Source organism: Flavobacterium sp. (genome assembly GCF_965277525.1).
Lineage (GTDB): Bacteria > Bacteroidota > Bacteroidia > Flavobacteriales > Flavobacteriaceae > Flavobacterium.
Window position 1 is genome coordinate 830,831 of the sequence record NZ_CBDIDC010000009.1, and the last position, 26,420, is coordinate 857,250.

Here is a 26,420-nt window from a genome sequence, read left to right on the forward strand (position 1 = left end):
GTTTTATTTTGAAGTTGAATAAGAATATGGAAAAGCACTTTTATCTGTTCCTCTTTGTAAATTAGGCTGGCTGCTCATGTCAAAGTTTAACTCACCACCTTTTAACACATCAAAATGATTGATGTAATTTTTAGTATGAGTGGCATTGCTCCATTTTAAATCCTGAACATATTTATTGGTTTCTGAATTGTTTGGAGCATTGATTACTAATTTTTTTCCGTTTTCTAATTCCAGAGTTAATTTCTTAAATAATGGTGCTCCAAGAACATATTCTTCTGTTCCCGGGCAAACCGGATAGAATCCCATTGCTGAGAAAACATACCAAGCCGAAGTTTGTCCGTTATCCTCGTCTCCACAATATCCATCCGGAGTTGGTTTGTACAAACGGTTCATGACTTCACGAGACCAATATTGTGTTTTCCAAGGTTCGCCAGCATAATTGTACAAATAAATCATGTGCTGAATGGGTTGATTTCCGTGTGCATATTGCCCCATATTCATGATTTGCATTTCGCGGATTTCGTGAATTACTGCCCCGTAATAACTATCGTCAAAAATTGGAGGTGTTGTAAATACAGCGTCTAATTTTGCAGTGAATTTTTTCTCTCCGCCCATTAAATCAATCAAACCGTGTATGTCATGAAAAACACTCCAGCTGTAATGCCATGCATTTCCTTCGGTAAAAGCATCTCCCCATTTAAACGGATTGAAATCTTTCGGAAAACTTCCGTCTTTATTTCTACCACTCATTAAACCGATTTCAGGATTATAAAGATGCTTATAATTCATCATTCGCTTTTCGTATAAACTGATTTCTTTTTTCGGACGGTTTAAGGCTTTCGCCAATTTCCAGATCGTGAAATCATCATAAGCATATTCTAATGTTCTGGCTGCATTTTCGTTGATTTTTACATCATAAGGAACATAGCCTAAAGTGTTGTAATATTCTACTCCTTTTCTGCCTACAGCTTCTAATGGCCCTTCATTATTCGCTCCGTGCAATAAGGCTTCGTATAATTTATCGATATCATATCCTCGCAATCCTTTGATATAAGCATCAGCAACTACAGATGCCGAATTGTTCCCCACCATTACATTTCTAAATCCCGGGCTTGACCATTCCGGCAAAAAACCGCCTTCTTTATAATCGTTGATTAATCCTTCCTGCATTTCTTTGTTTATAGAAGGATACACTAAATTTAACAAAGGATATAAAGCGCGGAAAGTATCCCAAAATCCTGTTCCTGCAAACATATAACCTGGCAATACTTTACCATTATATGGGCTGTAATGCACGATTTCTCCTTTTGCATTTACTTCATATTGCTTCTGCGGAAAACAAGCGGTACGGTATAAGCACGAATAAAAAGTTTTGAGTTGTTCTTCGCTTCCACCTTCGGCAGTTAGTTTTCCTAAGACTTTATTCCATTCTTGTTTGGATTGCGCCACGGTTTCATTAAAAGATGCTGTTCCTAATTCATTCTTTAAATTTAACTCAGCTTGTTCCGCACTAATAAATGACGAGGAAACTTTTACGTTTACGATTTCTCCTTTTTTGGTTTTAAAACCAACAACTGCACCTACATGATTGTCTTTTAATTCTAGTTTATCTTTTTCAAGAACTTTATCGTGCCACGTATAATTAGTTGCAAATGGCTTATCGAATTGTAATACAAAATAGTTTCTGAAATTCTCCGGAACTCCACCACTATTACGGGTTGTATAACCTATAATTTTATTTTCTGAAGGAATAATTTTAATATAAGATCCTTTGTCAAAAGCATCAATTACAATCGAAGACTTCTCATTTTCCGGGAATGTAATCTGAAAATGTGCCGCTCTTTCGGTTGCTGTAATTTCGGTTGTAACATCATAATCAGCAAGATAAACGCTGTAATAATAGGGTTTAGAAACCTCAGCTTTATGACTGAACCAGCTTCCTCTTTCGTTTTCTTCAAAAGTCAATTTTCCGGTTACGGGCATAATCGAAAACTGTCCGTAATCGTTCATCCACGGCGATGGCTGATGCGTTTGTTTGAATCCTCTAATCTTTTCGGCGGTATAAATATACGCCCATCCGTCACCCATTTTCCCGGTTTGCGGTGTCCAGAAATTCATTCCCCAAGGCCGGCAAATGGCAGGATAGGTATTTCCGTTCGAAAGACTGTGTAATGATTGGGTTCCCATTAAAGGATTTACATATTCTACAGGATCTATAGTTTTAACTTGTGCATTTACAAAAACGCAACATTGTAATACCCCTAAAAAAATTAAACTCTTTATTTTCATTTTGTGTGAATTGTATTTTGTGAAATGTGATCTGTAAATTGTAAACTGTGACTGAAAAACTGCCTCCAAAATCTATATTCTATATTCTATATTCTATATTCTATATTCTATATTCTATATTCTAAAATCTATATTCTATATTCTATATTCTAAAATCTAAAATTAAAGCGGTCTATCTTCTTTTTTCACTCCAAAAGTTGTTGATGGTTTGCTTCCCATAAACAATTTCAACTCCCCTCCTTTTACAATCATATCATGCGTGATGTATGATTTTGTATAAGGTTTTCCGTTATACTCTGCTTTTTGAATATAAATATTGGTTTTGCTATTATCAATGGCATTCAATGTAAACGAAATCCCTTCTTTATGATGAATTGTTGCTGAATTTACCAACGGGCTTCCTAAAACATAAACTCCGTTTGCAGGATTAACGGAATAGAATCCCATTGAAGAGAAAACATACCAGGCGGACATTTGTCCTAAATCTTCGTTTCCGCATAATCCGTCCGGTTTTGTCGAGTAGAATTTATCATCGATTTCACGAATTAGTTTTGCCGTTTTCCAAGGTTGTCCTGCATAAGCGTACAAGTATGGAATATGGTGATTTGGCTCGTTTCCTTGTGCATATTGACCAATTAATCCGCTAATGTCTGGTGAAATTTCTTCGCCTTCTACTTTGTCTGTGATTAAGAAAAGTGAATCTAATTTGGCTAAGAATTTATCTTCACTTCCAAATAATTCGATTAAACCATAAGGATCCTGAGGAACTAACCAGGTGTATTGCCACGCATTTCCCTCTACATAATCGTCTTTACGATGCGCTGATGAAAGTGGATTGAATGGTGTTCGCCAATTTCCATCAGTTAATTTTCCACGCATAAATGTAGTTTCTTTATCGAAATACAATTTGTACAAATTGGCTCTTTTGGTGAAATAATTATAATCATCTGTTTTGCCTAAAGATTTTGCCATTTGCGCCACACAATAATCATCGATGGCATATTCTAAAGCATTTCCAACAGATTCTAACATTTTATCAGCAGGAATATATTCTAATTTCTGAACATAATCCATTCCGTCACGCGTTTGCATCGCTGTTTTTTTGATGGCTTCGTATGCCAATGCTGTATCGTAATCTCTATATCCTTTCATGTAAGCATCTAAAATCACGGCGATTGAGTGATTTCCGTTCATGGTATTGGTTTCATTCCCCATTAAATGCCAAACCGGTAATCTGCCTTGTTGTTCGTAGATTGCCAAAAATGACTTCACGATATCGTTGATTTTATTTGGCTGCGTAATCGTGTATAAAGGATGTAAACCACGATATGTATCCCAAAGTGAGAAAGTCGTATAGTTGGTAAAATTTGCTTTTTCGTATACTTTTTTATCTGTCCCTCTGTAATCTCCGTTTGCATCATTGAAAATTGATGGCGCAAACATGGTGTGATACAAAGCAGTATAAAAAACTTTCATTGTTTTATCATCTGCTTTGATTTGTATCTTATTCAATTCTTTATTCCATTTTGAAGTCGCTTCTTTTGCTACAGCATTAAAATCCCAACCTGGAATCTCTGTTTTGATATTTGCGGAAGCATTCTCATAACTTACCGGAGAGATTCCAACTTTTACTAAAACCTGTTTGTTTTTTAGAGTTGCAAAATCTAAAACTGCTTTCATTTTCAATCCTTCACCTTCATTTCCCTTAACAGCGGCTTTATCGTCATACAATGCCATATTTGAAATTGGCTCTGAGAATTCGATTGTAAAGAATATACGTTGATCGGCAGCCCAACCCGCAGAATATCTATATCCTACAAGGGTTGTTTCGTTTAGTTTTTTTATGAAAGTTTTGACTGGTTTATCCCAACCAATTCCGTCTGCCAAATCTAATAAAACGTGATTATCTGTAGTGGCATTAAAAGTGTATTTATGAAAACCTACTCTTTCGCTAGCCGTTAACTCTGCTTTGATTTTATATTTGTCTAATAAAACACTGTAATATCCGGCCTTGCTTACTTCATTTTTATGAGAAAAATAAGAACCGTAACCAGTTGCCATATCTTCTTTTGTTCCTTTGGTAAGTGGCACTTTTCCTGAAACAGGAAGTAACAGGATATCATTTAAATCTCCAATTCCGGTTCCACTTAAATGCGTGTGCGTGAATCCTAGAATTGTGTTACTGGCATAGTTGTATCCGCTGCACCAATCCCAACCTTCAAAAACATTTACAGGCCCTAATTGCACTGCTCCAAAAGGAACATTCGCGCCCACAAATACGTGTCCGTGTCCTGCGGAACCTATGTACGGATTTACATATTGTGTGTAATCTATATTGGTTTGTTTTGCTTTCTTTTCCTGCGAAATTGCCGGTAAATTAACCAGCATAATTATAGCGAAAACAATGTGTTTGTATTTTGTAATCATTTTATTTATTTTTTATTTGACTTGTGCAAAATTTAACCGCAAAGCACGCAATCCCGATAGCTATCGGGATACGCAAAGGCCACAAAGCAGATGCACTAGTGTGCGACTCTACAAAAAACCTTTGTCTCTTTGTTCCTTTGAACCTCTGTCCCTAAAATCCAAGAACTTTAGTACCTTGCTAAAACATCATAAAGAGAATAAATTTTCACTTCTGGTTTTGTTATTTTCCCTTCAAACGTAATTATTTTTTCTTCTCCTGCTTTTAAATCGAAATAATTATCGCTCCATTTTCCGGTATATCCTTTTATGGAGACGTTTACATATTTGGCCAATTTTGAGGCTTTCAAAATCAGTTTATTTCCTTGTACTTCCCAAGTGATTTTTGGATCATTCAATTTTAAATTAATTGGACGAGTTAAATCAATTTCCGGAGTTTTATCATCCCGATACGCTTCCTTCATGGCATACCAGGCTGCTTTGGGTTGGCGATCATAATAATCGGTGACGCTCCAGCTTGCTACCGGCCAGCAATCATTCAATTGCCAAACCAATGTTCCCATATTATAAGGTGCTTTTGAGCGGTGGATTCCAATAATATTTTTAAGGGAATAATATTGTAAACACTGCGTCAGATACGTATAATCCTCGACATTCATTTTCTTTATTTTGGTTGAATCAATAAAATACCTGTTCAGATACGAATCTAATTTCATGAATCCTTTTCCGGCTTTTTGATGTGCCTGCAAAATATCCGAATATAAATATCGGTCTTCAGCCTGCGTAAATCTTTCGATAGAAGAATAATTGGGCATTGCCTGCATTCCGTATTCGCTCACAAAACGTCCCGTTTTATTTTGTACGGCTTCAACATCTTCTAGTCCCCACCAGGTTCCCCAATAATGGCTGTCACCTTCGGTTAAACTTTTTGCTTTCGACCAATGAAATGATGGCGAAGAACTAATATACGGGCGTTTGTTATCGACTTCTTTTACCCATTTCGGGATACTATCCTGAAACAAACGAACGTAATCTTTCCATAAACGAGTCGAGTCTTGCTTAGACATTTTCATGCTTTTTTGCCATCCCCAATCTTTAAAGGCTTCGTCGATTTCGTTATTTCCGCACCACAAAACAATACTTTTATGATGGCGTAAACGTTTTACCTGATACTGCACTTCTTTTTTTACATTATCAAAAAAGGCATCATCTCCCGGTACCATTGTTCCGGCAAACATAAAATCCTGCCAGACGTAAATTCCGTTTTTATCGCATAAATCATAAAAATAATCGTCTTCATAAATGCCTCCGCCCCAAACACGCAGCATATTCATGTTGGCATCTTTGGCCATACCAATTACTTTTTCGTATTCTTTTTTGGTTACTCTGGAAAGAAAAGCATCTGACGGAATATAATTAGCGCCTTTCATATACACCGGTTTTCCATCTATTTTAAAATAAAATGTTTTACCAACATTATCAGGCTCTTGTACCAATTCGATTTTGCGGTCTAATACATAAGGTTTCTCAGGAGCTTTTGTATCATAAGCTTCTAATCGTGGCGTTTTCCAAATTCCGCAAGTGGTGAATTTTGGTCCCCAATCCCATCCAAAATGATATTGCGCTTTTCGTACATAAGCACGGGGATTATCCGGAATTACAAATGGAAGATCTTTTTTGGCCAATGAATCGACTACATTTTGTGCCGATTTAAAAACCACAACTAAATCATTATTGCCTGATTTTATTATTTTCTTTACATCAACTCTCCATTGACGGAACATATTATCGGCTTTTAAAACCAATTGATTGTTCAGGTATACTGTTGCATAGGTATCTAAACCGTCAAAAACCAGTTCTGCATTTTTTTTATTTAGCGTAGCCGGAGTTACCTTAAAAGTAGTTTTATATTCCCAATCTTTCTTTTCGATCCACACTAATTTCTTCTCATTGTCTCTGTAAAATGGATCCTGAATTGCTTTATTATTCAACAAATCTGTATGAATTTCTCCCGGAACTGTTGCAGGATACCATTTTGTGGTTTTAGTTTCACGGTATTGCCATCCTGTTTTTAGATCTGTATTTTGAGCATTTGCCGCCAATGCAAAATTGGCGAGACAAATGCCAACAAACCAATAAACTCTTTTTTTATATTTCATTCTAACCGAATACTAAATTAATTTCTATTTGCTATTTAATTGTTGGCAGTGTGAGAAGGATCATTACTTTTTACAGCATCTCCTTCTCTTTAGGTTTATTTTACAGAATAAAAGTAACTAACAAAATATCCAGAAATTATTTCCTTTTTTTACGGCTGCCAAGCTTAATTTTTTATTTTAGATTGCTGATTGCAGGTTGCTGATTGTGTATTTTCTAAATCTTAAAAAAGTTGCTATTCTTCTATTGTATGTTCTTTTGAAAGTAATTCTTTTTTTTCAGCAAGAGTATTTACTCAATTGCGAAAAAAAAGATTTAAAAGCTGCTGAACAAATTTGTGATACATCCCTCTAATTTAATGAAAATCAAAATAGAAACTTAAAAATAAGCCGGGACGGGATGTAATATCCCATCCGACTTATTTTAACTAACCTAACCAAATTAATTATTTATCCCACCAAATTCTGGTTGTCATTAAATCCAACCCCTGACGTGAAATTGCTTCTTTATAATTAGCAGCATTTGTTATTAACTCTGACTGATCATAAATTAATCTTCTAGGGATAGTTCCTTTTGTTTCTCCCGTAGGATCATTTACCGGAACCAGAACAGGATATCCGGTTCTTCTGTATTCTGAAAATGCTTCGAAACCATTGAACAACAATACAATCCATTTTTGAGTTATAATCTGTTCGATTTTTTGAGCATCTGTTCCTGTAGCTTTAAAAGGATGTGCTGCAATGTAAGCGTTGTATTCAACTGTTGAAACAGCTGGTACTTTGTCTCCAAAAATAGTTAATATCTGCATGGCTGCTTTTACTCCGTTTTCGTAAAAACTTTGTGCATTTCCGCCAACATTCCAGCCTTTTACAGCGCCTTCTGCCAATATAAATTGTACCTCAGCATAAGACATTAGCAAAGTAGGCGCATCTAAACGCAATACGGTAGAAGTGTTAGGATCAGAGAACATTTTTTTGTCTCCACCGGGGAATTCTTTTGCATCATTGGCAAGACCTTGCTGACTTGCCGGAGCATTATCTCCTGTAGCTTCCAGCTTAGCATAAATTCTTAAACGTGGATCATTATTGTTTTTTAACAGATCAATAAACGTTTTGCTGAATTTTACATTTCCATCTCCTCCATTCAAATCGTTTCTAACCCATGAAGAAGTAATTGGATTTGTTTTAACTCCTGCAGGACCTGCATCATGTTTTAAAACAAGACTATCATCATTTGAAGTAAACACTCCTTTTGCAACTGCTTTCTCTACATATTGCTGCGCTTTTGCAGGATTTACTTTAGACAAACGCATTGCTACTCTCAACATCACTGAATTGGCTAATTTTTTCCATTTGGCAACATCACTTTGATAATAAAGATCAGCGTTTCCTACAAAGGCTTTATTCGCATCTAAAGCATCACCGGCTTCGTCTAACTCTTTTAAAAGATCATTGTAAATCGCTTCTTGTGTATCATATTTTGGGGAGAAGACATTACCGTTATATCCTTTTCCTGCTTCGAAATAAGGAATTTCACCATAAGTATCTGTCAATTTTTGAAACATCAATACTTTCATGATTCTTAGCGCCTGAATCATGTTCGAATTTTCAGGTGTCTCTTTTACAACAGACATCAACTGAAAAATCTGATTCAGTCCTTTACCGTATGACTCTCCAAAAAGTGCCCCTGAATATTCAGAAGAATAGGTATATTTTGAGCCCGGTCCTCCTAATGAAGAAAATTGCTGAACGATTTGAGCCGCATAATAATTATTTCCTCTGGTATTAGAAAAATCTTGTCCGTCGACATAAATCTCAGCAAGGGTAAACATTGATTTTACAGCCGGATCTGTCAAAGCATTTGGATTCGTATTCATTTCCTCGAATCCTTTATCGCATGAAGCTAATGTCATTGCACCAACAATTGCGATACAGAATATTTTTATAAATTTATTTTTCATCTTTCAATTTGTATTATTAAAATTTGACATTCAGCGTTACACCATAATTTCTTGTCAAAGGCATAGAGGCTCTTTCAAGACCTTGCGCATTGCTGTTAGAATAATTTGATTCCGGGTCAATGTTTGGCACTTTGTCATAAATGGTCCATAAATTATGAGCAGAAAATGCTAAGCTGATCGATTGAAATGGCGTTTTTGAAAGATATGTTTTTGGGAAATTATAGCTAAAAGAAATTGCTCTTAGTTTCACAAAATCAGCATCGTATACAAAATTTGATGTTACATCACTATAACTTCTCCAGTAATCGTATGCAGAAACTGTCGTGTTTACGGCGTTTCCGTTAATATCTTTACCTGATACCACAATTCCTCCTTCACGCCCCGGAAGGGTTTGTTCTGATAATCCGTAACGGGTACCTAATTGGTTTGTTGCAGAATAGATTTCTCCTCCAAATTTAGCATCTACGAAAATTGAAAGTGTGAAATTTTTATAAGAGAAATCATTTGAGAATCCCATTGATGTTGGGGCTACACCTTGTCCGGCATTAATTAAATTGCCTCTCATGAATTTACCATTCGTATCAAGAACGATATTACCCTGTGCGTCTCTTAAATAATCATACGCTTTGATGATTCCAAAAGGTTGCCCTTTTTCTAACACTACAGAAGCTCTTGCATCTCTGTTTCCTTCTAATGATTTGGTGGTAATTTTATCTGAAAGACTGATTACTTCACTATTGTTATAAGCAAAATTGTATCCAATATTCCAGGAGAAATTTGGTGTTTTAACTGCTTTTACATTGATAGCAAATTCAACTCCTTTGTTCACAATTTCTCCCACGTTGATTTTTGTAGTTCTGTAACCGGAAGCCTGAGAAATATCAGCATCAGTAATATCATTGGTTGTTTTCTTTTGATAGAAAGTCAAATCTGTACTTACTCTGTTATTGAAGAATGTGTTCTCGAAACCAAATTCTATAGTACTTACATTATATGGTTTTAAGTATTTGTTTGGAACTGTTTCTCCATTTACCCCTAAAATTGGTTGTCCCTGCGAATCTGTTTGTCCGTCCGGTGCAGTATAAGTCAGGGCCAAAGCATAAGCATCCGGCAAAGCTCCTCCTACGTTCCCCCAACCTGCTCTCAATTTACCATAAGACATCCATTCCGGTAATTTGATTACTTCAGAATAAATAAAACTGGTACTTACCGATGGATAAAATGTAGTGTTATCGTTTGGATTTAAAGTAGAAAACCAATCCTGACGACCTGTTAAATTTACATACAAGAAATCTTTATATCCTAAATCAGCTGAATAAAAAAGAGAGTTTACTTCGCTTTCTGAAAACAATTTCTCTGTTTTGTCCGGTTGTGTATTTCCGTAGAAATATTTGAACGGAACGATAAAATTGTTTCCTTTCATTTTAATACCGCTGTATCTGTTGTGTTGACGGTTTGCTCCAACGAAAGCATCTAAAGAAAGATTTTTTGCGATATCACCTTTATATCCTAAATAACCAGATGCATTATATTCTGAACGGCTTTCTACCCTGTTTTCATACGATCCTCCAGGATTGTAGTTGATTCCTGTAGGTTCAATTTCAGTATATTCGTAATTGATGTCATCGATACCAATAACCCCTTTTGCGTAGATTTTATCTGTGATATTATAATTCACCTTTGCAGAACCAATAAAACGTTTTCTAAGATCATCATTCAGATCTTCCTGAGTAGCGAAATAAGGGTTTGTCTGATAGGTGTTTGCACCAAAATAATCTGCTTCACCTCCATTGTCATCGTATCCGTTACTTAACCATCTGATATCCGTTCCCGGAGTCAAAAATGTCGTTGGGAAAGAAGCATTTCTTGGAGAGTCATTCAAATAAGGTCTGTTATGACTTTTTTCTGTAATGTATTGTGCATTGGTTTCAATACTCACTTTTTTATTTGGTGCCGAATTTAAGCTCAAAGACACGTTATTTCTTCCAAAGTTTGTTCCCGGCATAATAGACTCATCTTTGGTATTTCCGAAAGACAATCTGAAATTAGTGGTTTCATTTCCACCAGAAATGGCTAAAGTATTACTGAAAGAGTATCCCGTTCTGTAAAAATTCTCAACGTTGTCTTTTCCGTATGCCTGATATGGTCTCGTAGATCCGTCTAATGCAAGAGAAGGAGTTCCGTCGTATTTATCTCCCCATGCAAAATAGTACGAATCTCTAAGTTCCTGAAGATTTGTAAATCTGGTTGCCACACCATTTACAGGTGCTCCCGCTCCGTATTGATCTTGCCAGTGCAAAAGACTAGCCGGCGTATTAAAGGTAGAGTTTGTGCTAAAATCTACTCCAATTCCTGTTCCGCTTTTTCCTTTTTTGGTCGTAATCAGGATAACACCATTTGATCCTCTGTACCCGTAAAGAGCAGAAGCAGCACTACCTTTTAAGACTGACATAGAAGCAATATCATCCGGATTGAAAGAGGACATACCATCTCCTTTATCTGCTCCTCCGTACATTCCTGCATTTCCTTGTTGGCTATTGTCAATTGGGATACCATCTACAACATACAAAGGCTGGTTAAGACCTGAAGCTGAAGTTGCTCCACGAATTACCACACGGCTGGAACCGGACGGTCCTGAAACCGGTGCAGAAACGTTAACCCCTGCAATTTTACCCTGAAGGGCATTCCCTAAATTGATTTCTTTATTTTTGGTCAGCTCGTCTCCTTTTATTTCTCCGACTGCGTACCCTAAACTTTTCTTTTGTTTTTTAACTCCAAAGGAAGTTACTACAACATCCTTTAATTCCTGTGTATTTTCTAGTAATACCACCGAAACTCTGTTTTCATTTTCCTGAAGGACTACTTGTTTTGATCCAAAACCTATAGAAGATACGTTTAATGTAACCTTTCCTTCGGGAACATTCATTTTAAATCGGCCCTCTGCGTCTGTAATTGCGCTAAACGGTTTTCCCTGAACCTCTATCGATGCAGCAACAATTCCCTTGTTTTCTGCATCAGCCACTATGCCTGTTATTAATCGGTTTTGTGCCACAGCTCCTAAGCTGCTCAACAATACCATTCCTAACACTGCCAATATTCGTTTCATAAGCATTTTTTTTTGGTTATTTGTTTTGATTTTTGTTTTGTTTTAACGTGATTGTTTTTAAATAATTAATAAAAAATTCGAACTCAATTTTAATATGGTACTCGGAGGTCTCCACCTCTAAATACTATTGTTTAATAGTCATGTAAACTTTCTTTATATTTTAAGAAATCGATATCGTAAACAGGTCAAAAAAATAACTGATTATCAGTTTAATTCTTCTAAAACTTACTAAAACGATTTAGTAAAATAGCTAAAAAAAAACGTATCGTTTTTTTCTTTTTTAAATTTATAATACGGTCTAAAACTAAACTGATTCCCTAATAATCAATTTTCCTTTTTTAAGACTTTTTTCTACTTCAAATTCTCCCATATCAGTCATCTGACTCATTAATAACTGTATCGATTTTATGGCAATATCTTCAATTGGCTGTGCAATAACTGTAATTGCCGGCGTATGTAATTTGAAACTGTCATGATCATCAAAACTAATTACTGAAATATCTTCAGGAATTCTGATGCCCATTCCTTTAAAAGCCTGAAGCCCCGCCAATCCCATATAATTCGTTAAGAATAAAACAGCATCAATATTTGGATTTTTTTCAAAAAAGCTTACTACTGTTGCAATTCGAGTTTCTTCATTGCTGTAATAATCCATATGAAGCACCAGCGATTTATCATAAATACCTGCTTCTTTTAAAGCATCACGGCAACCATCTTCTCTTAATTTCATCTGAATCATTTCAGACTTATTATTAACAAGAGCAATATTTTTATACCCTTTACTGATCAGGAATTTTGTAGCCGAATTGGATGCTTCATAATTATCCATCACCACATGACTTACTCGCTGTCCGGGAAAATACCTGTCGATTAATACCACTGGTTTTTTCAATTTTAAAAGAAGATCGATACTTTCTTCTAAATTCTCTGTTGGCGTGATAATAAAACCATCAACATTTGCCTGCAAAAGACTATGTATCAACTCTACAGAACGTTCATCATCTCCACCTGTACTGCAATAAAAAACCCTGTAATCAATACTTTTTGCCTCATCCTCAATCACTCTGGCTAGATCCGCAAAGAACTGATTCGAGATATCTTCTACAATTAATCCGATAGATCTCGTCTTTCCTGTTCTAAGACTTGTCGCAATCATGCTTGGTCGGTAATTCAATTTTTCAGCAACTTCCTGCACTTTTTTAATTACCGCCGGGCTGATGCCCATTTTCTCGCCTTTATTGTTAATGACAAAAGATACAGTAGATATAGACACTTGCGCCTCTGTGGCAATATCCTTAATAGTAATCTTTTTCATCTGATGAGTTAATTTTTATTAAGTTGGTATTAATGTTATCACAAATATATATAAAAACAGTTACTAAAACGATTTTGTAATTATTTTTTTTAAACTAATCATTTTTTTAGAGTTAATTCTAAGTATAATCATCAGTATTTACAAGTATTTCTGCTATTAATCATTTTTAGACTTCTCTGTTCAGTCTTTTCGTTTTTAATATGAATAATCTGTTATTGTCAATTTTGATGAGTCGCAAAGTGTCCATTTTTCAATTTATTTCTTTGCGACTTTTTATCTTTATAAGAAATCTAAAATCATTTCCGGTTTAAGATATATATACTTCTAAAACAGCAGCTGTACCTTCTAACACATAAGAGCGCATATCAGCAGGAATTAAAACCGTATCTCCTTTTTTATACTGATAGGCTACGTTTTCATATCTCATTTCGAAAGCACCTTCAATACACATATAAACTTTAAATGTTTCTCCACTACTATCAGCTTCAATTTTTCCGTCAAGCGGAATAAAATTCGTTGTGAAATAAGAGCAATCAACTATTACGTTTGACTGATTTGGAGCTGTTTCGTATTTCTTATGTGTGTCTACTTTATTGTAATTGATGGCGTCTAAAGCCAGATCAACATGCAGTTCTCTTTTATTTCCCTGAGCATCTACTCTGTCGAAATCATACAATCGATAGGTGATGTCTGATGTTTGCTGAATCTCCGCCACAACCAATCCTGCCCCAATGGCATGAACTGTTCCGGTTTCCAGAAAAAACACATCCCCGGCTTTTGCCTTTACATCATCCAGAATAGCAACCAAAGTATTATTCTTTAGATTTTCCAGATATTCTTCTTTGCTTGAATCTTCTTTAAAGCCTACAATAATTCTGGCATCAGCATCAGCTTGCATCACATACCACATTTCAGTTTTACCAAAAGAATTATGACGTTCTTTTGCTAATTGATCATTTGGATGCACTTGTATCGATAAATCTTCGCGTGCATCAAGATATTTAAACAATAAAGGAAATTGATTTCCAAAACGGGCATACACTTTCGTTCCTAAAATTTCATTTGGCGATTGATCAATTAATTCTGTCAATGATTTCCCTTTCAATTCCCCATTGGCCACAACGCTTACATCTCCTTCTACGGTAGATAATTCCCAACTTTCTCCGGTAATATCAGAAACAATAGGTTTATTAAGAACTGTCTGTAGTTTTTTGCCACCCCAAATTCTTTCTTTAAGGATGGGATCAAATTGTAAAGGATAAATTTTTATGCTCATTTTTATGTTTTTAATTTATTATCAACTTTCTATTTTTTTCCACGAATTACACGAATTTCCACTAATTAATTTGACTCATTTAAATAATAAACGTGTCTAATCCAAATCATTTTAATTCTTGAAATCTGTGGATAAACTTTTTCTCAAGCAGATCTGGCAGATTAACCAGCTTTTTCTAGCCAAATACCAGAAGGAAAAAATCCGTCTTTATCCGTATTTCGCTTTAGCGAATCAGTCCATCCGTGTTCCATTTCACATTTCACATTTTTCACTTTATCGAAATAGCCACTCCACCACTAGCAGCAAGTCTTTGCGTTAACTTGGTTTTATTGTTTACCGTTATTTTTCGAATGTTATACGATTGTGGATTGATTTTATAATCTGCTGTTTTTCCGTCTTCGTAAATCGTTGCCGTGTATGATTTTCCTGCCGGAAGAAAACTAAAATCAATCATAGCTGTACGTGGATTTTCATCTGTGATACCACCTACAAACCATTCTTGCTTTCCTTTGGTTTTTCTGGCAATTGTAATGTAATCTCCCGGCTCCGCTTCAAGAACATAGGTTTCATCCCAATCCAGCGCAACATCTTTTATAAACTGAAAAGCATCTTTGAAACGCATATAGTTTTCCGGCAAATCAGCCGCCATTTGCAACGGGCTGTACATCGTAACATATAAGGCCAATTGTTTGACCAATGTTGTACTTAGCTTGTTCTTTTTAGTTCCGTAAACCGATAAATCTCCCTGAAAAATTCCCGGTGTATAATCCATCGGGCCTCCCATAAGGCGAGTAAAAGGCAATATTGTGGTATGATCCGGATGAATTCCCTCCATCGATTCAAACTCAGTTCCTCTTGCTGATTCCTGAGCAAACCAGTTGGGATAGGTGCGGTGTAAACCTGTTGGCCTAACAGCTTCATGAGAATCTACCATAATCTTATTTTTGGCAGCTTCTTTCGCTACATAGGTATAATGATTTACCATTTGCTGACCGTCATGATGTTCTCCTCTTGGGATAATGGGTCCCACATATCCTGTTTTTACCGCATTATAATTATTATCGACCATAAAGTTGAATGCGTCGTTTAATTGTCGCTCATATTCAGCTGTTGAAGATGTGGTTTCATGATGCATGATAATTTTCACCCTCTTTTTACTCGCGTACTCACTTAAATCTTTCACATCAAAATCAGGATAGGCTTTGGTAAAACTATAAATACGCTCTTTTTTGAAAGCCGTATTGTCTTCCCAGCCTTCATTCCATCCTTCGACCAAAACAGCATCAAACCCATTTGCTGCAGCAAAATCGATGTATTCTTTTACATGTTTAGTATTGGCTCCGTGCGTATTATTGGGTTTTAATTTAGAGAAATCAGTTTCGCCAATAACTACATCCTGATCATCAGAATATGCCCAGGTAGATCCTCCTACTGTAAAATATTCCCACCAAACCCCGATATATTTAACAGGTTTAATCCAGGAAGTGTCCTCAAAATTACAAGGCTCATTCAGATTTAATATCATTTTTGAAGCCAGGATATTTCTCGCATCATCACTTACTACAATAGTTCTCCAGGGCGTAAAACTTCCGGTCTGAATATAGCCTTTATTACCAACTGCATCCGGAACGAGGTGCGAACTCAATGAATACGTTTTATCATCAACATTAAGACACATTGCAGGATAATTTTTTAAGGCAGCTTCGTGAATATTGATATAAAGTCCGTCATTGGTCTTGATCATCAAAGGCGTTTGTGTTGCCAAATTTTTAGTCGTCGTTTGCGCCGCAAGAGAAACGTGTGTCGCATTGTATACCAGAGATTGCATCTCAGATATTTTAGATGTGGTATAGCTATATTCGTTGGTATCATAATCTCCCGGAATCCAGAACAACTTGTGATCTCCTGTCAGGTTAAACTCGGTAGTTTCTTCCTGAATAATAAAATGGCGCAGGTTATCCTGCACCGGAAACTCATATCGAAATCCTAATCCGTCATTAAACAAGCGGAAATAAATAGAAATTTTTCGGTTGCTTTTGGTTTGTACAAGATCCGCTTTCAATTCATTATATTGATTTTGTATTTCTTTTTGCTCCCCTAAAACAGGTTTCCATGTGGTATTTTCTGATTGAAATTTTGTTTCAGCAATCTGAAAACCTTTGTTCAGCATAATATCCGACTTTATAATAAAGCCTAATTTGCTTTCCTTTATGATTTCTTTTTTCTTATAATTCAAAGTATAAACAGGAGTTCCTGTTGTATTCAGTGAAAATGTCAAGATCAGATTTCCGTCGGGAGATTTTAGTTCCTGAGCATTTACAATTGCGTTCGAAACGATAATAAAAAAGCAAATAAAAAATATATTTTTCATAAATCAGGAAAGTTTGAATAATTACTAAATCGATTTAGCAAACATAATAAAAAAAGTTATACCTCTGCAATTAATGTGATTTTATACTTTTAAAATAGTTAATCCTAACTAAATTTTAAAACATATCTCATTACTATTCAAAAACTTGCAAAATAACACAACCTAAAAAAGAGGCATTAAAAAGCAATCAGAATAAAAGGTTTATAAAATAATTAACAATTACGATAGCCAATAAAAAGTATCTTTGGCATTCCTTATGACAAAAAAGTTTTACATATTGCTACTCGTTACGCTTGGTTTCCTTTTGGGGCCAACGCTAACTTATGCACATGGAACAAAAACAGCAATGTCATGTTGTAAAAAAGAATCTGCAACAAAAAACTGTTGCAACAAAAAAGATTCTAAAGAAAAAAATCATAACTGCGACAAAGGTTGTTTAGGAAATTCTTGTTCTCCAACTTCCAGCTGTAGTTTTTCGCCAATGGCAATTTTTCAAACAGAAAACAACTCACTTTTTAGTTTTTCTGACAAAAAACAAAATTACTATTATTCAGAAATCTTTATTTCTTCAGATTTCCGTTCTATCTGGCTTCCACCTAAAATAGGCTAGATTTATTTCCTGACAGCCATAAGTCTGTCTTATTCAAAGTCGTTTTAAGGCTTTAAAATCAAAACATTTTTTAATCCCAATCTATTTATAGAAACAGCTGTTTTTGCTATCGTTTCTGTTGTGGTTTTAGGATTAATTCATCCACAAAAATTATATATAATGAACTCAATAAAAAAATTATTGATGGTAATGACTTTGTTACTATCAGTTACTTTCGCCAGCGCGCAAATCAAAAATAAAACTACTCAAACTGTAAAAATCAATGGCAATTGCGCAATGTGCAAAAAGACGATCGAAACAGCTGCAAACGTTGATAATGTTGCTAAAGTAAACTGGAACAAGGACACCAAAATAGCAACGATTACTTACGATAGTAAAAAGACCAATCCTGACGCCATACTAAAACGTGTTGCAGATGCCGGATATGATAACGAAAGATTTACTGCCCCAACTGCAGTTTATGATGAATTGCACGGATGTTGTCAATACGACAGAGACGCAAGCCCTAAAAAAGCAGAATAATCATAATTAAATCATTCAAAAAATAAGCTTGTCTGTAGTATTAACTAAATACTAGAATTAGACAATACTACAGACAAGCATTTTAAAAAACATATCATGTTCAACATAAAAAATACCATTACATTATTCGCTCTTATCGCCACTGTTTCTATAGCAAGTGCACAAATAAAAATAGGAGACAGTTTTCCGGATGTTCAACTTCAGAACAACAAGAACGCTACTATTAAATTGAATTCTTTTAAAGGAAAAACGGTTTTAGTAGACTTTTGGGCTTCATGGTGTGGACCTTGCCGATTGGCAAATAAAAATCTGGTAAAATTGTATGACCAATACAAAAACCAGAATTTTGAAATCGTTGGAATATCAATAGATAACGACAAAACAAAATGGTTAAAAGCTATTGAAAAAGATAAAATGAAACACCAGCAATTAATAGATCCAAAAGGTTTTGATGCCAAAACGGCTGTAACCTTTGGAGTTGAAGCTTTGCCTTCTACCTTTCTTTTTGACGCATCAGGAAAACTGATTGCCATAAACCCAACAGAAGCACAAATAATTGCTCAAATCAAAAAAAACAAATAAGATGAAAACCTTACCTATAAAATTCATAGCCGCTGCACTTTTAATACTAATAACAAGTGCAAACTCCTATTCTCAAATTACCAAAGCCGAGATAATGGCAACAGGATTAACCTGTTCTATGTGCTCGAATGCGATCAACAAACAATTAAAATCCTTAACTCAGGTAGACAGTATTGGCACTGACCTGAACACCAACACTTTTACCGTTTACTTTAAAAAAGACAATTCAGTCGAACCAAAAGTGCTTAAAAACGCAGTCGAAAAAGCGGGGTTCTTCATAGGTTCTATGGTTCTAACGGCTAAGTTTCATGCCGATAAAATCGAAGATAATACAACCCTGAAAATGGATGATGCTACTTATACTTTTATCGATATTAAAAAACCTGTAGCGCATGAAGAAACGAAATACAGAGTATTAGACAAAGGTTTTGTAACCCAAAAAGAATATAAAAAACTAGCTAAGTCTTATGCTAAATATCCGGGTTATGCCGCAGAAAATGAGAATGATTATTACCTCAAAACATTATAGAAATGAAACAGCTGTCAATAATTTTCTTATTCCTTGTTTCATTCCAAATAGATGCACAAGAATTATTTGTAGTAACAGAACCTGCCAGTAACGTTCCGGCAGGTTCAATTGGGGTTCGTGTGGGACAATCGCTTATGGATAACAAACACGAAAGTGGCTCTATGTATAATTTAACCCCCGAAGTTACCTGGGGAATCAATAAAAATTTAATGGTTCGTACCTCAGCTTTTTTAAGCAACCAGGACAACGAACTGGGTCTTAAAGGTGGTGGCTTTTATGCCAAATACAGATTCTTTTCTGTAGATGATTTGCAAAGTCATTTCAGGATGGCCGCATTTGGACGATATAGCTATAATAACTCTTATTTTACTCAGGAAGCTATAGACCTGGCCAACGGAAATTCAGGTTACGAAGCCGGTTTAGTAGCTACTCAATTAATCCATAAAGTAGCTTTGAGTTCTTCTGTAAGTTATGTGCGCGCGCTGAACAATCCTGATTATAGCTTTCCGGATGCTTTAGGAAAGAATGCTATAAACTATACGTTCTCGGTAGGTAAATTAATGTACCCTAAAAAATACACAAGCTATAAACAAACCAACATTAATGCCATGCTGGAATTTACCGGACAAACCATAACCGAAAACGGAAAATCGTATCTGGATGTAGTACCTTCGATTCAGTTTATCATCAATAGTCAGGCGAGAATTGACCTTGCTTACAAAAAAGAATTATACAGTTCTCTGGAACGCGCCGCAACCGATGGTGTTTTCTTAAAACTGGAATACACCTTTTTTAACGTGACGAAATAAACTACGTTTTAGTTTTTTTGGGCTGCTAAATTTTATTTCACGCAGATTTAAAAAGATCAAAGCTGATCAAAGCAGATTTTTTATAGATTAAATTAAAATCTGCTCTAATCTGCGTGAAACAAAAATCCTTTTAATCTTTTTTTTTAATCGGTGACTAAAAAATTAGCCCGGCCTTGTCATTTAAAAACCCGTTAGGTTTAACAAAATCAAATCATCACCAGAACAAATCGTTCTGACTAAACATACAAAATGAAGAAAATCTTATATTTATTATTCCTGGTTTTGGCTTTTGCCAAAGTTCAGGCACAGATTATAAATCCTGTAAAATGGGAAGCTTCAATTGAGAAAAAATCAACCTCAGAATTTGTTCTTTCTTTTAAAGGAACTATCGAAAAAGGCTGGCATGTATATTCTCAATTTACTCCCGAAGATGGTCCGCTTCCGGCCGAATTTATTTTTCATGATTTTAAAAACAATTATGAACTTGTTGGAAAAGCAACCGAAAGCGAAACCAAAAGAGAATTTAATAAAATCTTTGGCGTAGACGAAATCTTCTTTTCAGACAAAGCTATTTTTACACAGGTAATCAAGCAAATTAATCCTGAAAAAGAAACCATTCAAGTTGAACTTGCTTATCAGGTTTGCAAAGAAAACTGTATTAGTGAATCTAAATACTTTGAATTTAATCTTAAAACGCTTAACGCGAAAGAAATTCAGGCCGCTGATATTATAACCGGAAAAATAATCCAAACAAAAGTCAATACTACGGTAGAAAAACAACCGGAACCTCAAAAATCAGATTCTAGTTTATACATGATTTTCTTCATTGCTTTTTTATCCGGTTTTGCAGCATTGCTTACGCCTTGCGTGTTCCCAATGATCCCTATGACGGTAAGTTTCTTTACCAAACAAAGTAAAACCAAGGCAAAAGGAATTAAAAATGCGATTATTTACGGTATTTCGATCATCTTAATTTATGTATTTTTAGGATCTGTAATTACCTTAATTTTTGGTGCCGATGCCTTAAATGCATTATCAACCAATGTTTGGTTCAATGTTATTTTCTTTATTTTGTTGGTTGTTTTTGCCTTATCTTTTCTAGGTGCTTTCGAAATCATGCTGCCTAATTCATGGGCAAATAAAGTCGACCGTCAAGCGGACAAAGGAGGCATATTAGGAATTGTATTCATGGCGTTAGCTCTTGCAATCGTTTCTTTTTCTTGTACGGGTCCCATTATAGGAACATTATTAGTCGAAGCGGCTTCAAAAGGCGGAATCGCACCAATTGTAGGTATGCTGGGCTTTTCATCTGCTTTAGCATTACCGTTTATGTTGTTTGCAATGTTCCCGGGCTGGTTAAATACTTTACCCAAATCTGGCGGATGGCTGAATACCGTAAAAGTATTTTTAGGGTTTCTGGAACTGGCTTTGGCTTTTAAATTCTTATCAAATGCTGATTTAGTACTACAATTACATTGGTTTGAAAGAGAAATATTTTTAGCCATCTGGATTGCCATTTTTGGAACTTTAGCTTTTTATTTATTCGGAAAAATAACTTTGCCGCACGATTCTCCCTCTTCCTCTATTTCGGTTGGGCGTTTATCAGCCGGATTAGTCGTTTTGGTTTTTACCATCTACCTGATTCCCGGATTATGGGGCGCACCTCTAAAATTAATTAGCGGCTTCCCTCCTCCAATGACGTACAGCGAATCTCCGTATGGCGTGGGCGGATCTAACCGTGAAACTACATCATCCGCGAAAGTACTACCAAACGGAGCACACAAAGGCCCGCATGATATTACGGCTTTTACCGATTATGAAAAAGGCTTGGCTTACGCCAAAAGTGTAAACAAACCTATTCTCCTTGATTTTACAGGATTTGCCTGTGTCAATTGCCGAAAAATGGAAGATTACGTTTGGTCTGATCCCCGCATTTTATCTATTTTGAACAATGATGTGGTTTTGATTTCTTTGTATGTAGATGACAAAAGAGAATTACCTCTTGAAGAACAATACATTTCAAAAGAAACCGGAAAAAAGATACAATCGATAGGTAATAAATGGAGTGACTTTCAGATTACCCGTTATAAAGCAAATGCTCAACCATATTATATCATATTAGATACAAATGAACAAAACCTAAACAAACCAACGGGATATACACCTGACATTGCAGAATACGAGCAATGGCTAAAATCCGGAATTCAACAATTTAAAAAATAATAAAAAGGCTGTTTATAACATTCATTTTTTACCATTAAGGAATTAAGAAAAGTTAAGCCCTATACTTAATGAAGCTTAATATCTTAATGGTTATTTTTTTATCTTAATCAATTAAAATCAGAAAATCGCCAAAACATTAACTTTTACTATTTTTCTAACTTTCAGCATCTTATAAAAAACTTACCCAAATTGTGAATATCTATTTCCAGAATTAAGAATTTATTTACGGAATCTCCAGCTGACCATAGAAGTACGGAAAGCGTCTGGGGAACGGATAGAGCATTGCATATTCCCAAGTTCCAACAGTGGCGGACAAACGGCGTGGCGTACCACTGTGGCTGAAAGGGGCGAAGCTTGGAACCAGACCATCAGGTTGGCAATTGCGAGTGAAGATGTCCCTGGCGCACATCTTATCATGAGTATAGCAGATGCTCCCGGCTTCCCCTTCGCACTATGCTGGATGCCGCTCTGGGACCAGCAGGCATTCATGAAAGACGGATCACACTCGCCGTTACTCTACCTATACGATAAGATGACCTCTAGCACAGATTCCGGTAGAGGGGCCTACTTGAATCTCCCCTGGAGCTCAAGAGGAAAAGATGATACTTCCAAGGACGAAACCTTGACTGGTCCGGTCGGAACACTACGGCTGGATACATACCTGTGCAGCACGAAATTCTCTCAAGACAAAGTACTTCTGGAATACTGAAGTGGCGGGAGCAATCTAGAGGTCAACTTCTGGAGCTGCTACAACGCTTGGTTTTTGTTTCTGAAATCGAGGTAGTGAAACTGCTAAGTGATGTCTTTGACGCCTTGTTCGGAATCCTAGTCGATCACACAGGCCAGGATGACTTTGGAGATTCCGTCCTCAAGGCTCTTGTTACAGTCTTAGGGATTGTCCATGATCGACGATTTAATCTAGGACCGCTTGTAGATCAATATGCGGAAAACGGATTTGACTACCCCTTCGCCACACCATGTTTAATCAGAAGCTATCTCAGACTGCTGTCAAATCCTACAGACCCTCAAAGCTCGCGGGAACTCCGAGCTACGTTCAAAGTAGGACGCCATATTCTCAAGTTCATTATGAGCGCTCGAGAGAAGCAGAAGATTAAAGAAGCTGGAATTGGCACAAGCACTCAGGCGACTTTCAATCGCGATATCAACAAGATATTTAGGGCTCTGGAGGCTCTAATGAAAGATCCATCCCCTATTCTGATAGGCAGCAAAACCTTGGTTGTGCAGCACATGCATACATGGCTGCCAGAACTCGGTAAATCCTTCATGGAGGATGAGATCCTCCAGATGGCTATCAGCTTCGTGGATGCATGCGACCAGGCTCGGGGCAGACTTACTCTTTACAAGCTGGTGCTGATACTCAATCTCTCGAATCTCAAGCTTTTCACGCGAAAGAGCATACGGCAGCTCCTTGCCTCCAGTACTACAGAATGGTTAGAGTCATACTGGGGCTCCACCGATCAGGTAACAGATCAATGGAGAGAGCAAGTGCGGTTGTGTTGTTCCATCGTCTCGACCCAAGTGAACGTGCTTGGCTCAGAAATGGCTAAACATTTCGTCAAGGCCGTCCAGTCATACCGCACTATCCAGAGCGTCGGGTCTGCACCGAAGCAAAATTTGTCAATATTGTTCCCGGCGACGTATCCATTTCCTACCAAATCTATTGCCGGTGGGCAAATATTCGACGAAGCACTCATCGAACTAGCGGCGCTGCTCTCCCAACTTTCAAACCAATCCTTCCACAAGTATCTTGCCGCTGATGAGCCGGGTACCGTGGACGTTCTAATAGCTGCACTCGGCGTCAACGTCTCAATCCTTGGTGGTGAAGCATTCCCAAGCTCATGGCTAAGTCTTCATGTGTATCACCATAAATCCTTACTGCGGATGCTTGAGCATATCTTTGAAGTCATCTCTAACAACTTCCTCCCTCTCCAGACGATGCAGACCAATTCAACACCGATATATGGAAGGCTTTCCTCGTCGCCTTATTAAAACTCGTGAGGAGCGACGCTCTTGCACTGGAAACGTTCCCTGAGCAGAAGCGTAGGGCGGTCTGGAAGATTGCTGGCGACGTTCGAGAACAAGGGGCAGATCTTCTACGACGAAGCTGGGCTGCTATCGGATGGGAGACCAGTCAGGAGGACCAAAGGCGGTATGGATTAGAACGTATGGGCGGCTATCAAGTACAATACGTCCCGGGACTCGTGGCGCCGATCGTGGAATTATGCTTGAGTGTTCACGAGGGTTTGCGGAGCGTTGCCGTCAAGATCATGCAGGCCATGATTGTCAGCGAATGGACTTTGAGCGACGACCTCTCCATAATAGAGGCTGAAATAATCGACGCTCTTGATCACATGTTCAAAGCAAAGAACGTTGGGGAAAGCCTGCAACAGAGACTCTTCGTGAACGAACTGATGGATCTCTTCGAACCATTGGCTCTGATACAGGGCGATGGCTTGTGGCAAGCACTTAAAGCATTGGTTGCTACGGTGGATGAGTTGTTAGATCTTCTAATGGCTGTACACAGCACAGACAACACGGAGGCTTTCCGTATCATGCACACCCTTCGGCTTATGGACTTCCTACGGGACATGCAGAAAGAGGCTATCTTCGTTCGTTATGTCCATCAATTGGCACAAGTTCAGGCAGACTCTGGTAATACTACGGCGGCTGGGTTGGCGCTGCGTCTACACGCTGATCTGTACACTTGGGATTCGACGTGGCGCGTCAAAGCTATTGTGAATCCCAAGTTCCCAGATCAGACCTCATTTGAGCGAAGAGAGCAGCTGTTCTTTCAGATGATCGGATTCTTCGAAGAGGGTCAAGCTTGGAACAGTGCATTGGCTTGTTACCAAGAGCTCGCCGGCCAGTATGAGACTTATCATTTCGACTTTGCCAAACTTGCAAGGACGCAACGCGCCATGGCGAAAATTCATGAGTCGATCGCAAAAGGAGAAATACAAACACCGCGATTCTTCCGTGTTGTATATCGCGGTCCAGGCTTCCCAGTGGGGCTCAGAGACAAGCAATTCATTTTCGAAGGCGCTACTGCCGAGAAAATATCTGCTTTCACGGATCGCATGCAGCAACAGCATCCATCTGCACAGGTCGTACCTTCTGGTGATATCGAGGATGTGGAAGGGCAGTTCTTGCAGATCTCCGCCGTAAGTCCATACCGTGACCTCGAGCATCCGCTCTACCAGCGATGGAAAGTACCACAGTCCACGAGAGACTATTTATTATACTCACAAGCAAATCAATTTACCATCACGTCACGCCGCCACTCGCCTTCCTCTGATATCAAGACCCAGTGGATCGAGAAGACCGTCTACACCACGGCAGAGCCTTTCCCCACGATCCTGCGTAGGAGCGAGATTGTAGACGTGGATACCATGCCGTTATCGCCTCTGCAGACGGCAATAGAGAGAACGTTGCGTAAGACCTCGGAATTGGCGGCATTACAACAGCGTATGACAAATGGAGAGGAAGCTGCGTTCACGAATCTCACCGAGGCCATTAGCAATTCTGTCGATCCGTCCTCGGTATCGAGTGTAGCTCAGTACCGCCAGCTGCTGCCGTCCAATGAGCTGGGCTGATACTGACGATGAAGAATTCACGCGGGAAGTCGAGCTTCAGCCTCTAGAGAATGCTCTGAAGGTGGCGCTATTTGACCATGCTCTAAAAATCAAACAGTGCCTGAATCTGTACTCCCGACCTGCCTATCAAGCCACGCAGGCCGATCTATCGCGCACATTTTACTCGACTTTCGCCTCCGAACTTGCAGTTCTGGTGCCAAATCAACAGCACTACTATGTTTCACCACCCTCCACAGCCTCACCACCCAACTCCGTCTTGCCACCCACCACGATCTCATCATCCAAGCTTTCGTGGCTTCCGCCGGCGGAGCCAGTGCCACCACTGACCTTTGATACATCCTCGTCACCAAATTTAAAGTCTCCATCCCATTCTAACGGAGACAAGACCCGTGCCGATTCCGTCACATCTCAGTCCCCTCAACACCCTGACATCAGCCAATCGCACTCGGAAAAAGTTGAAACGACCCGCAGCAGGCTCAGTCTCTCCTTCCTAACGCGAGGCTCTACCGATAATACGGCCACATCAGAGCCCAGAACAAATGGTGTCAATCACAGCAACGACGAACCCACCTCGAGTCGAGCGACGAGTCGCTCGAGGGAGCTGAGAAATCACGACACTCGCCCGCCTCTGGG

General features: G+C 37.7%; 17 protein-coding genes. 8 read left to right on the plus strand and 9 right to left on the minus strand.

Features of this window, described 5'->3' with window-relative positions; translation table 11 throughout:
* Positions 1–3: 3 nt before the first annotated feature.
* From ACQY44_RS20510 to ACQY44_RS20550, 9 genes are all read right to left on the minus strand, one after another.
* Positions 4–2,289: a GH92 family glycosyl hydrolase gene (locus ACQY44_RS20510; protein WP_428232128.1), complete on the minus strand. Its 2,286-nt coding sequence runs from the start codon at positions 2,287–2,289 to the stop codon at positions 4–6.
* A gap of 162 nt (positions 2,290–2,451) precedes the next feature.
* Complete coding sequence (locus ACQY44_RS20515) at positions 2,452–4,716, minus strand: GH92 family glycosyl hydrolase (RefSeq protein ID WP_428232129.1); 2,265 nt, start codon at positions 4,714–4,716, stop codon at positions 2,452–2,454.
* Positions 4,717–4,883: 167 nt separating this feature from the next.
* The gene (locus tag ACQY44_RS20520) at positions 4,884–6,872 is read right to left on the minus strand and encodes a beta-mannosidase (protein ID WP_428232130.1); all 1,989 of its coding nucleotides are present in this window, start codon (positions 6,870–6,872) and stop codon (positions 4,884–4,886) included.
* A gap of 443 nt (positions 6,873–7,315) precedes the next feature.
* A complete protein-coding gene (locus tag ACQY44_RS20525) occupies positions 7,316–8,830 on the minus strand; it encodes a SusD/RagB family nutrient-binding outer membrane lipoprotein (RefSeq protein WP_428232131.1) in 1,515 nt (504 codons plus the stop codon).
* A 16-nt stretch (positions 8,831–8,846) separates the two neighbouring features.
* Positions 8,847–11,936, minus strand: a complete 3,090-nt coding sequence (locus tag ACQY44_RS20530; RefSeq protein ID WP_428232132.1) for a SusC/RagA family TonB-linked outer membrane protein — start codon at positions 11,934–11,936, stop codon at positions 8,847–8,849.
* Positions 11,937–11,952: 16 nt separating this feature from the next.
* The gene (locus tag ACQY44_RS20535; protein WP_428232133.1) at positions 11,953–12,051 is read right to left on the minus strand and encodes a hypothetical protein; all 99 of its coding nucleotides are present in this window, start codon (positions 12,049–12,051) and stop codon (positions 11,953–11,955) included.
* 189 nt (positions 12,052–12,240) lie between these two features.
* Entirely contained in the window at positions 12,241–13,251 is a 1,011-nt protein-coding gene (locus ACQY44_RS20540; protein WP_428232134.1) for a LacI family DNA-binding transcriptional regulator, read from the minus strand.
* 307 nt (positions 13,252–13,558) lie between these two features.
* Complete coding sequence (locus ACQY44_RS20545) at positions 13,559–14,527, minus strand: type I phosphomannose isomerase catalytic subunit (protein ID WP_428232135.1); 969 nt, start codon at positions 14,525–14,527, stop codon at positions 13,559–13,561.
* A 268-nt stretch (positions 14,528–14,795) separates the two neighbouring features.
* Positions 14,796–16,898 (minus strand): glycoside hydrolase family 97 protein, encoded by a 2,103-nt coding sequence (locus ACQY44_RS20550; protein WP_428232136.1) that lies wholly within the window; start codon positions 16,896–16,898, stop codon positions 14,796–14,798.
* A 277-nt stretch (positions 16,899–17,175) separates the two neighbouring features.
* Between ACQY44_RS20550 and ACQY44_RS20555 the strand changes: the two genes are divergently transcribed.
* The 8 genes from ACQY44_RS20555 (at position 17,176) to ACQY44_RS20590 (ending at position 25,787) form a co-directional block, all read left to right on the plus strand.
* Positions 17,176–17,508, plus strand: a complete 333-nt coding sequence (locus ACQY44_RS20555; protein WP_428232137.1) for a hypothetical protein — start codon at positions 17,176–17,178, stop codon at positions 17,506–17,508.
* Positions 17,509–17,667: 159 nt separating this feature from the next.
* Entirely contained in the window at positions 17,668–18,030 is a 363-nt protein-coding gene (locus ACQY44_RS20560; RefSeq protein ID WP_428232138.1) for a heavy-metal-associated domain-containing protein, read from the plus strand.
* Between the two features lie 96 nt (positions 18,031–18,126).
* Positions 18,127–18,612: a TlpA family protein disulfide reductase gene (locus ACQY44_RS20565; protein WP_428232139.1), complete on the plus strand. Its 486-nt coding sequence runs from the start codon at positions 18,127–18,129 to the stop codon at positions 18,610–18,612.
* Between the two features lies 1 nt (position 18,613).
* A complete protein-coding gene (locus tag ACQY44_RS20570) occupies positions 18,614–19,141 on the plus strand; it encodes a heavy-metal-associated domain-containing protein (RefSeq protein WP_428232140.1) in 528 nt (175 codons plus the stop codon).
* A 2-nt stretch (positions 19,142–19,143) separates the two neighbouring features.
* Positions 19,144–19,950, plus strand: a complete 807-nt coding sequence (locus ACQY44_RS20575) for a hypothetical protein (protein ID WP_428232141.1) — start codon at positions 19,144–19,146, stop codon at positions 19,948–19,950.
* A 249-nt stretch (positions 19,951–20,199) separates the two neighbouring features.
* Complete coding sequence (locus ACQY44_RS20580) at positions 20,200–22,173, plus strand: protein-disulfide reductase DsbD family protein (RefSeq protein ID WP_428232142.1); 1,974 nt, start codon at positions 20,200–20,202, stop codon at positions 22,171–22,173.
* 663 nt (positions 22,174–22,836) lie between these two features.
* Positions 22,837–24,183 carry a hypothetical protein gene (locus ACQY44_RS20585; protein WP_428232143.1) on the plus strand — a complete coding sequence of 449 codons (1,347 nt, stop codon included), beginning with the start codon at positions 22,837–22,839 and terminating at the stop codon, positions 24,181–24,183.
* 176 nt (positions 24,184–24,359) lie between these two features.
* Positions 24,360–25,787 carry a hypothetical protein gene (locus tag ACQY44_RS20590; protein ID WP_428232144.1) on the plus strand — a complete coding sequence of 476 codons (1,428 nt, stop codon included), beginning with the start codon at positions 24,360–24,362 and terminating at the stop codon, positions 25,785–25,787.
* Positions 25,788–26,420 lie beyond the last annotated feature (633 nt).

Coding starts and splice junctions, on each gene's coding strand:
- ACQY44_RS20510 (WP_428232128.1), bottom strand. CDS start 2,289: ATGAAAATAAAGAGTTTAATTTTTTTAGGGGTATTACAATGTTGCGTT.
- ACQY44_RS20515 (WP_428232129.1), bottom strand. CDS start 4,716: ATGATTACAAAATACAAACACATTGTTTTCGCTATAATTATGCTGGTT.
- ACQY44_RS20520 (WP_428232130.1), bottom strand. CDS start 6,872: ATGAAATATAAAAAAAGAGTTTATTGGTTTGTTGGCATTTGTCTCGCC.
- ACQY44_RS20525 (WP_428232131.1), bottom strand. CDS start 8,830: ATGAAAAATAAATTTATAAAAATATTCTGTATCGCAATTGTTGGTGCA.
- ACQY44_RS20530 (WP_428232132.1), bottom strand. CDS start 11,936: ATGAAACGAATATTGGCAGTGTTAGGAATGGTATTGTTGAGCAGCTTA.
- ACQY44_RS20540 (WP_428232134.1), bottom strand. CDS start 13,251: ATGAAAAAGATTACTATTAAGGATATTGCCACAGAGGCGCAAGTGTCT.
- ACQY44_RS20545 (WP_428232135.1), bottom strand. CDS start 14,527: ATGAGCATAAAAATTTATCCTTTACAATTTGATCCCATCCTTAAAGAA.
- ACQY44_RS20550 (WP_428232136.1), bottom strand. CDS start 16,898: ATGAAAAATATATTTTTTATTTGCTTTTTTATTATCGTTTCGAACGCA.
- ACQY44_RS20560 (WP_428232138.1), top strand. CDS start 17,668: ATGAACTCAATAAAAAAATTATTGATGGTAATGACTTTGTTACTATCA.
- ACQY44_RS20565 (WP_428232139.1), top strand. CDS start 18,127: ATGTTCAACATAAAAAATACCATTACATTATTCGCTCTTATCGCCACT.
- ACQY44_RS20570 (WP_428232140.1), top strand. CDS start 18,614: ATGAAAACCTTACCTATAAAATTCATAGCCGCTGCACTTTTAATACTA.
- ACQY44_RS20575 (WP_428232141.1), top strand. CDS start 19,144: ATGAAACAGCTGTCAATAATTTTCTTATTCCTTGTTTCATTCCAAATA.
- ACQY44_RS20580 (WP_428232142.1), top strand. CDS start 20,200: ATGAAGAAAATCTTATATTTATTATTCCTGGTTTTGGCTTTTGCCAAA.
- ACQY44_RS20590 (WP_428232144.1), top strand. CDS start 24,360: ATGGGCGGCTATCAAGTACAATACGTCCCGGGACTCGTGGCGCCGATC.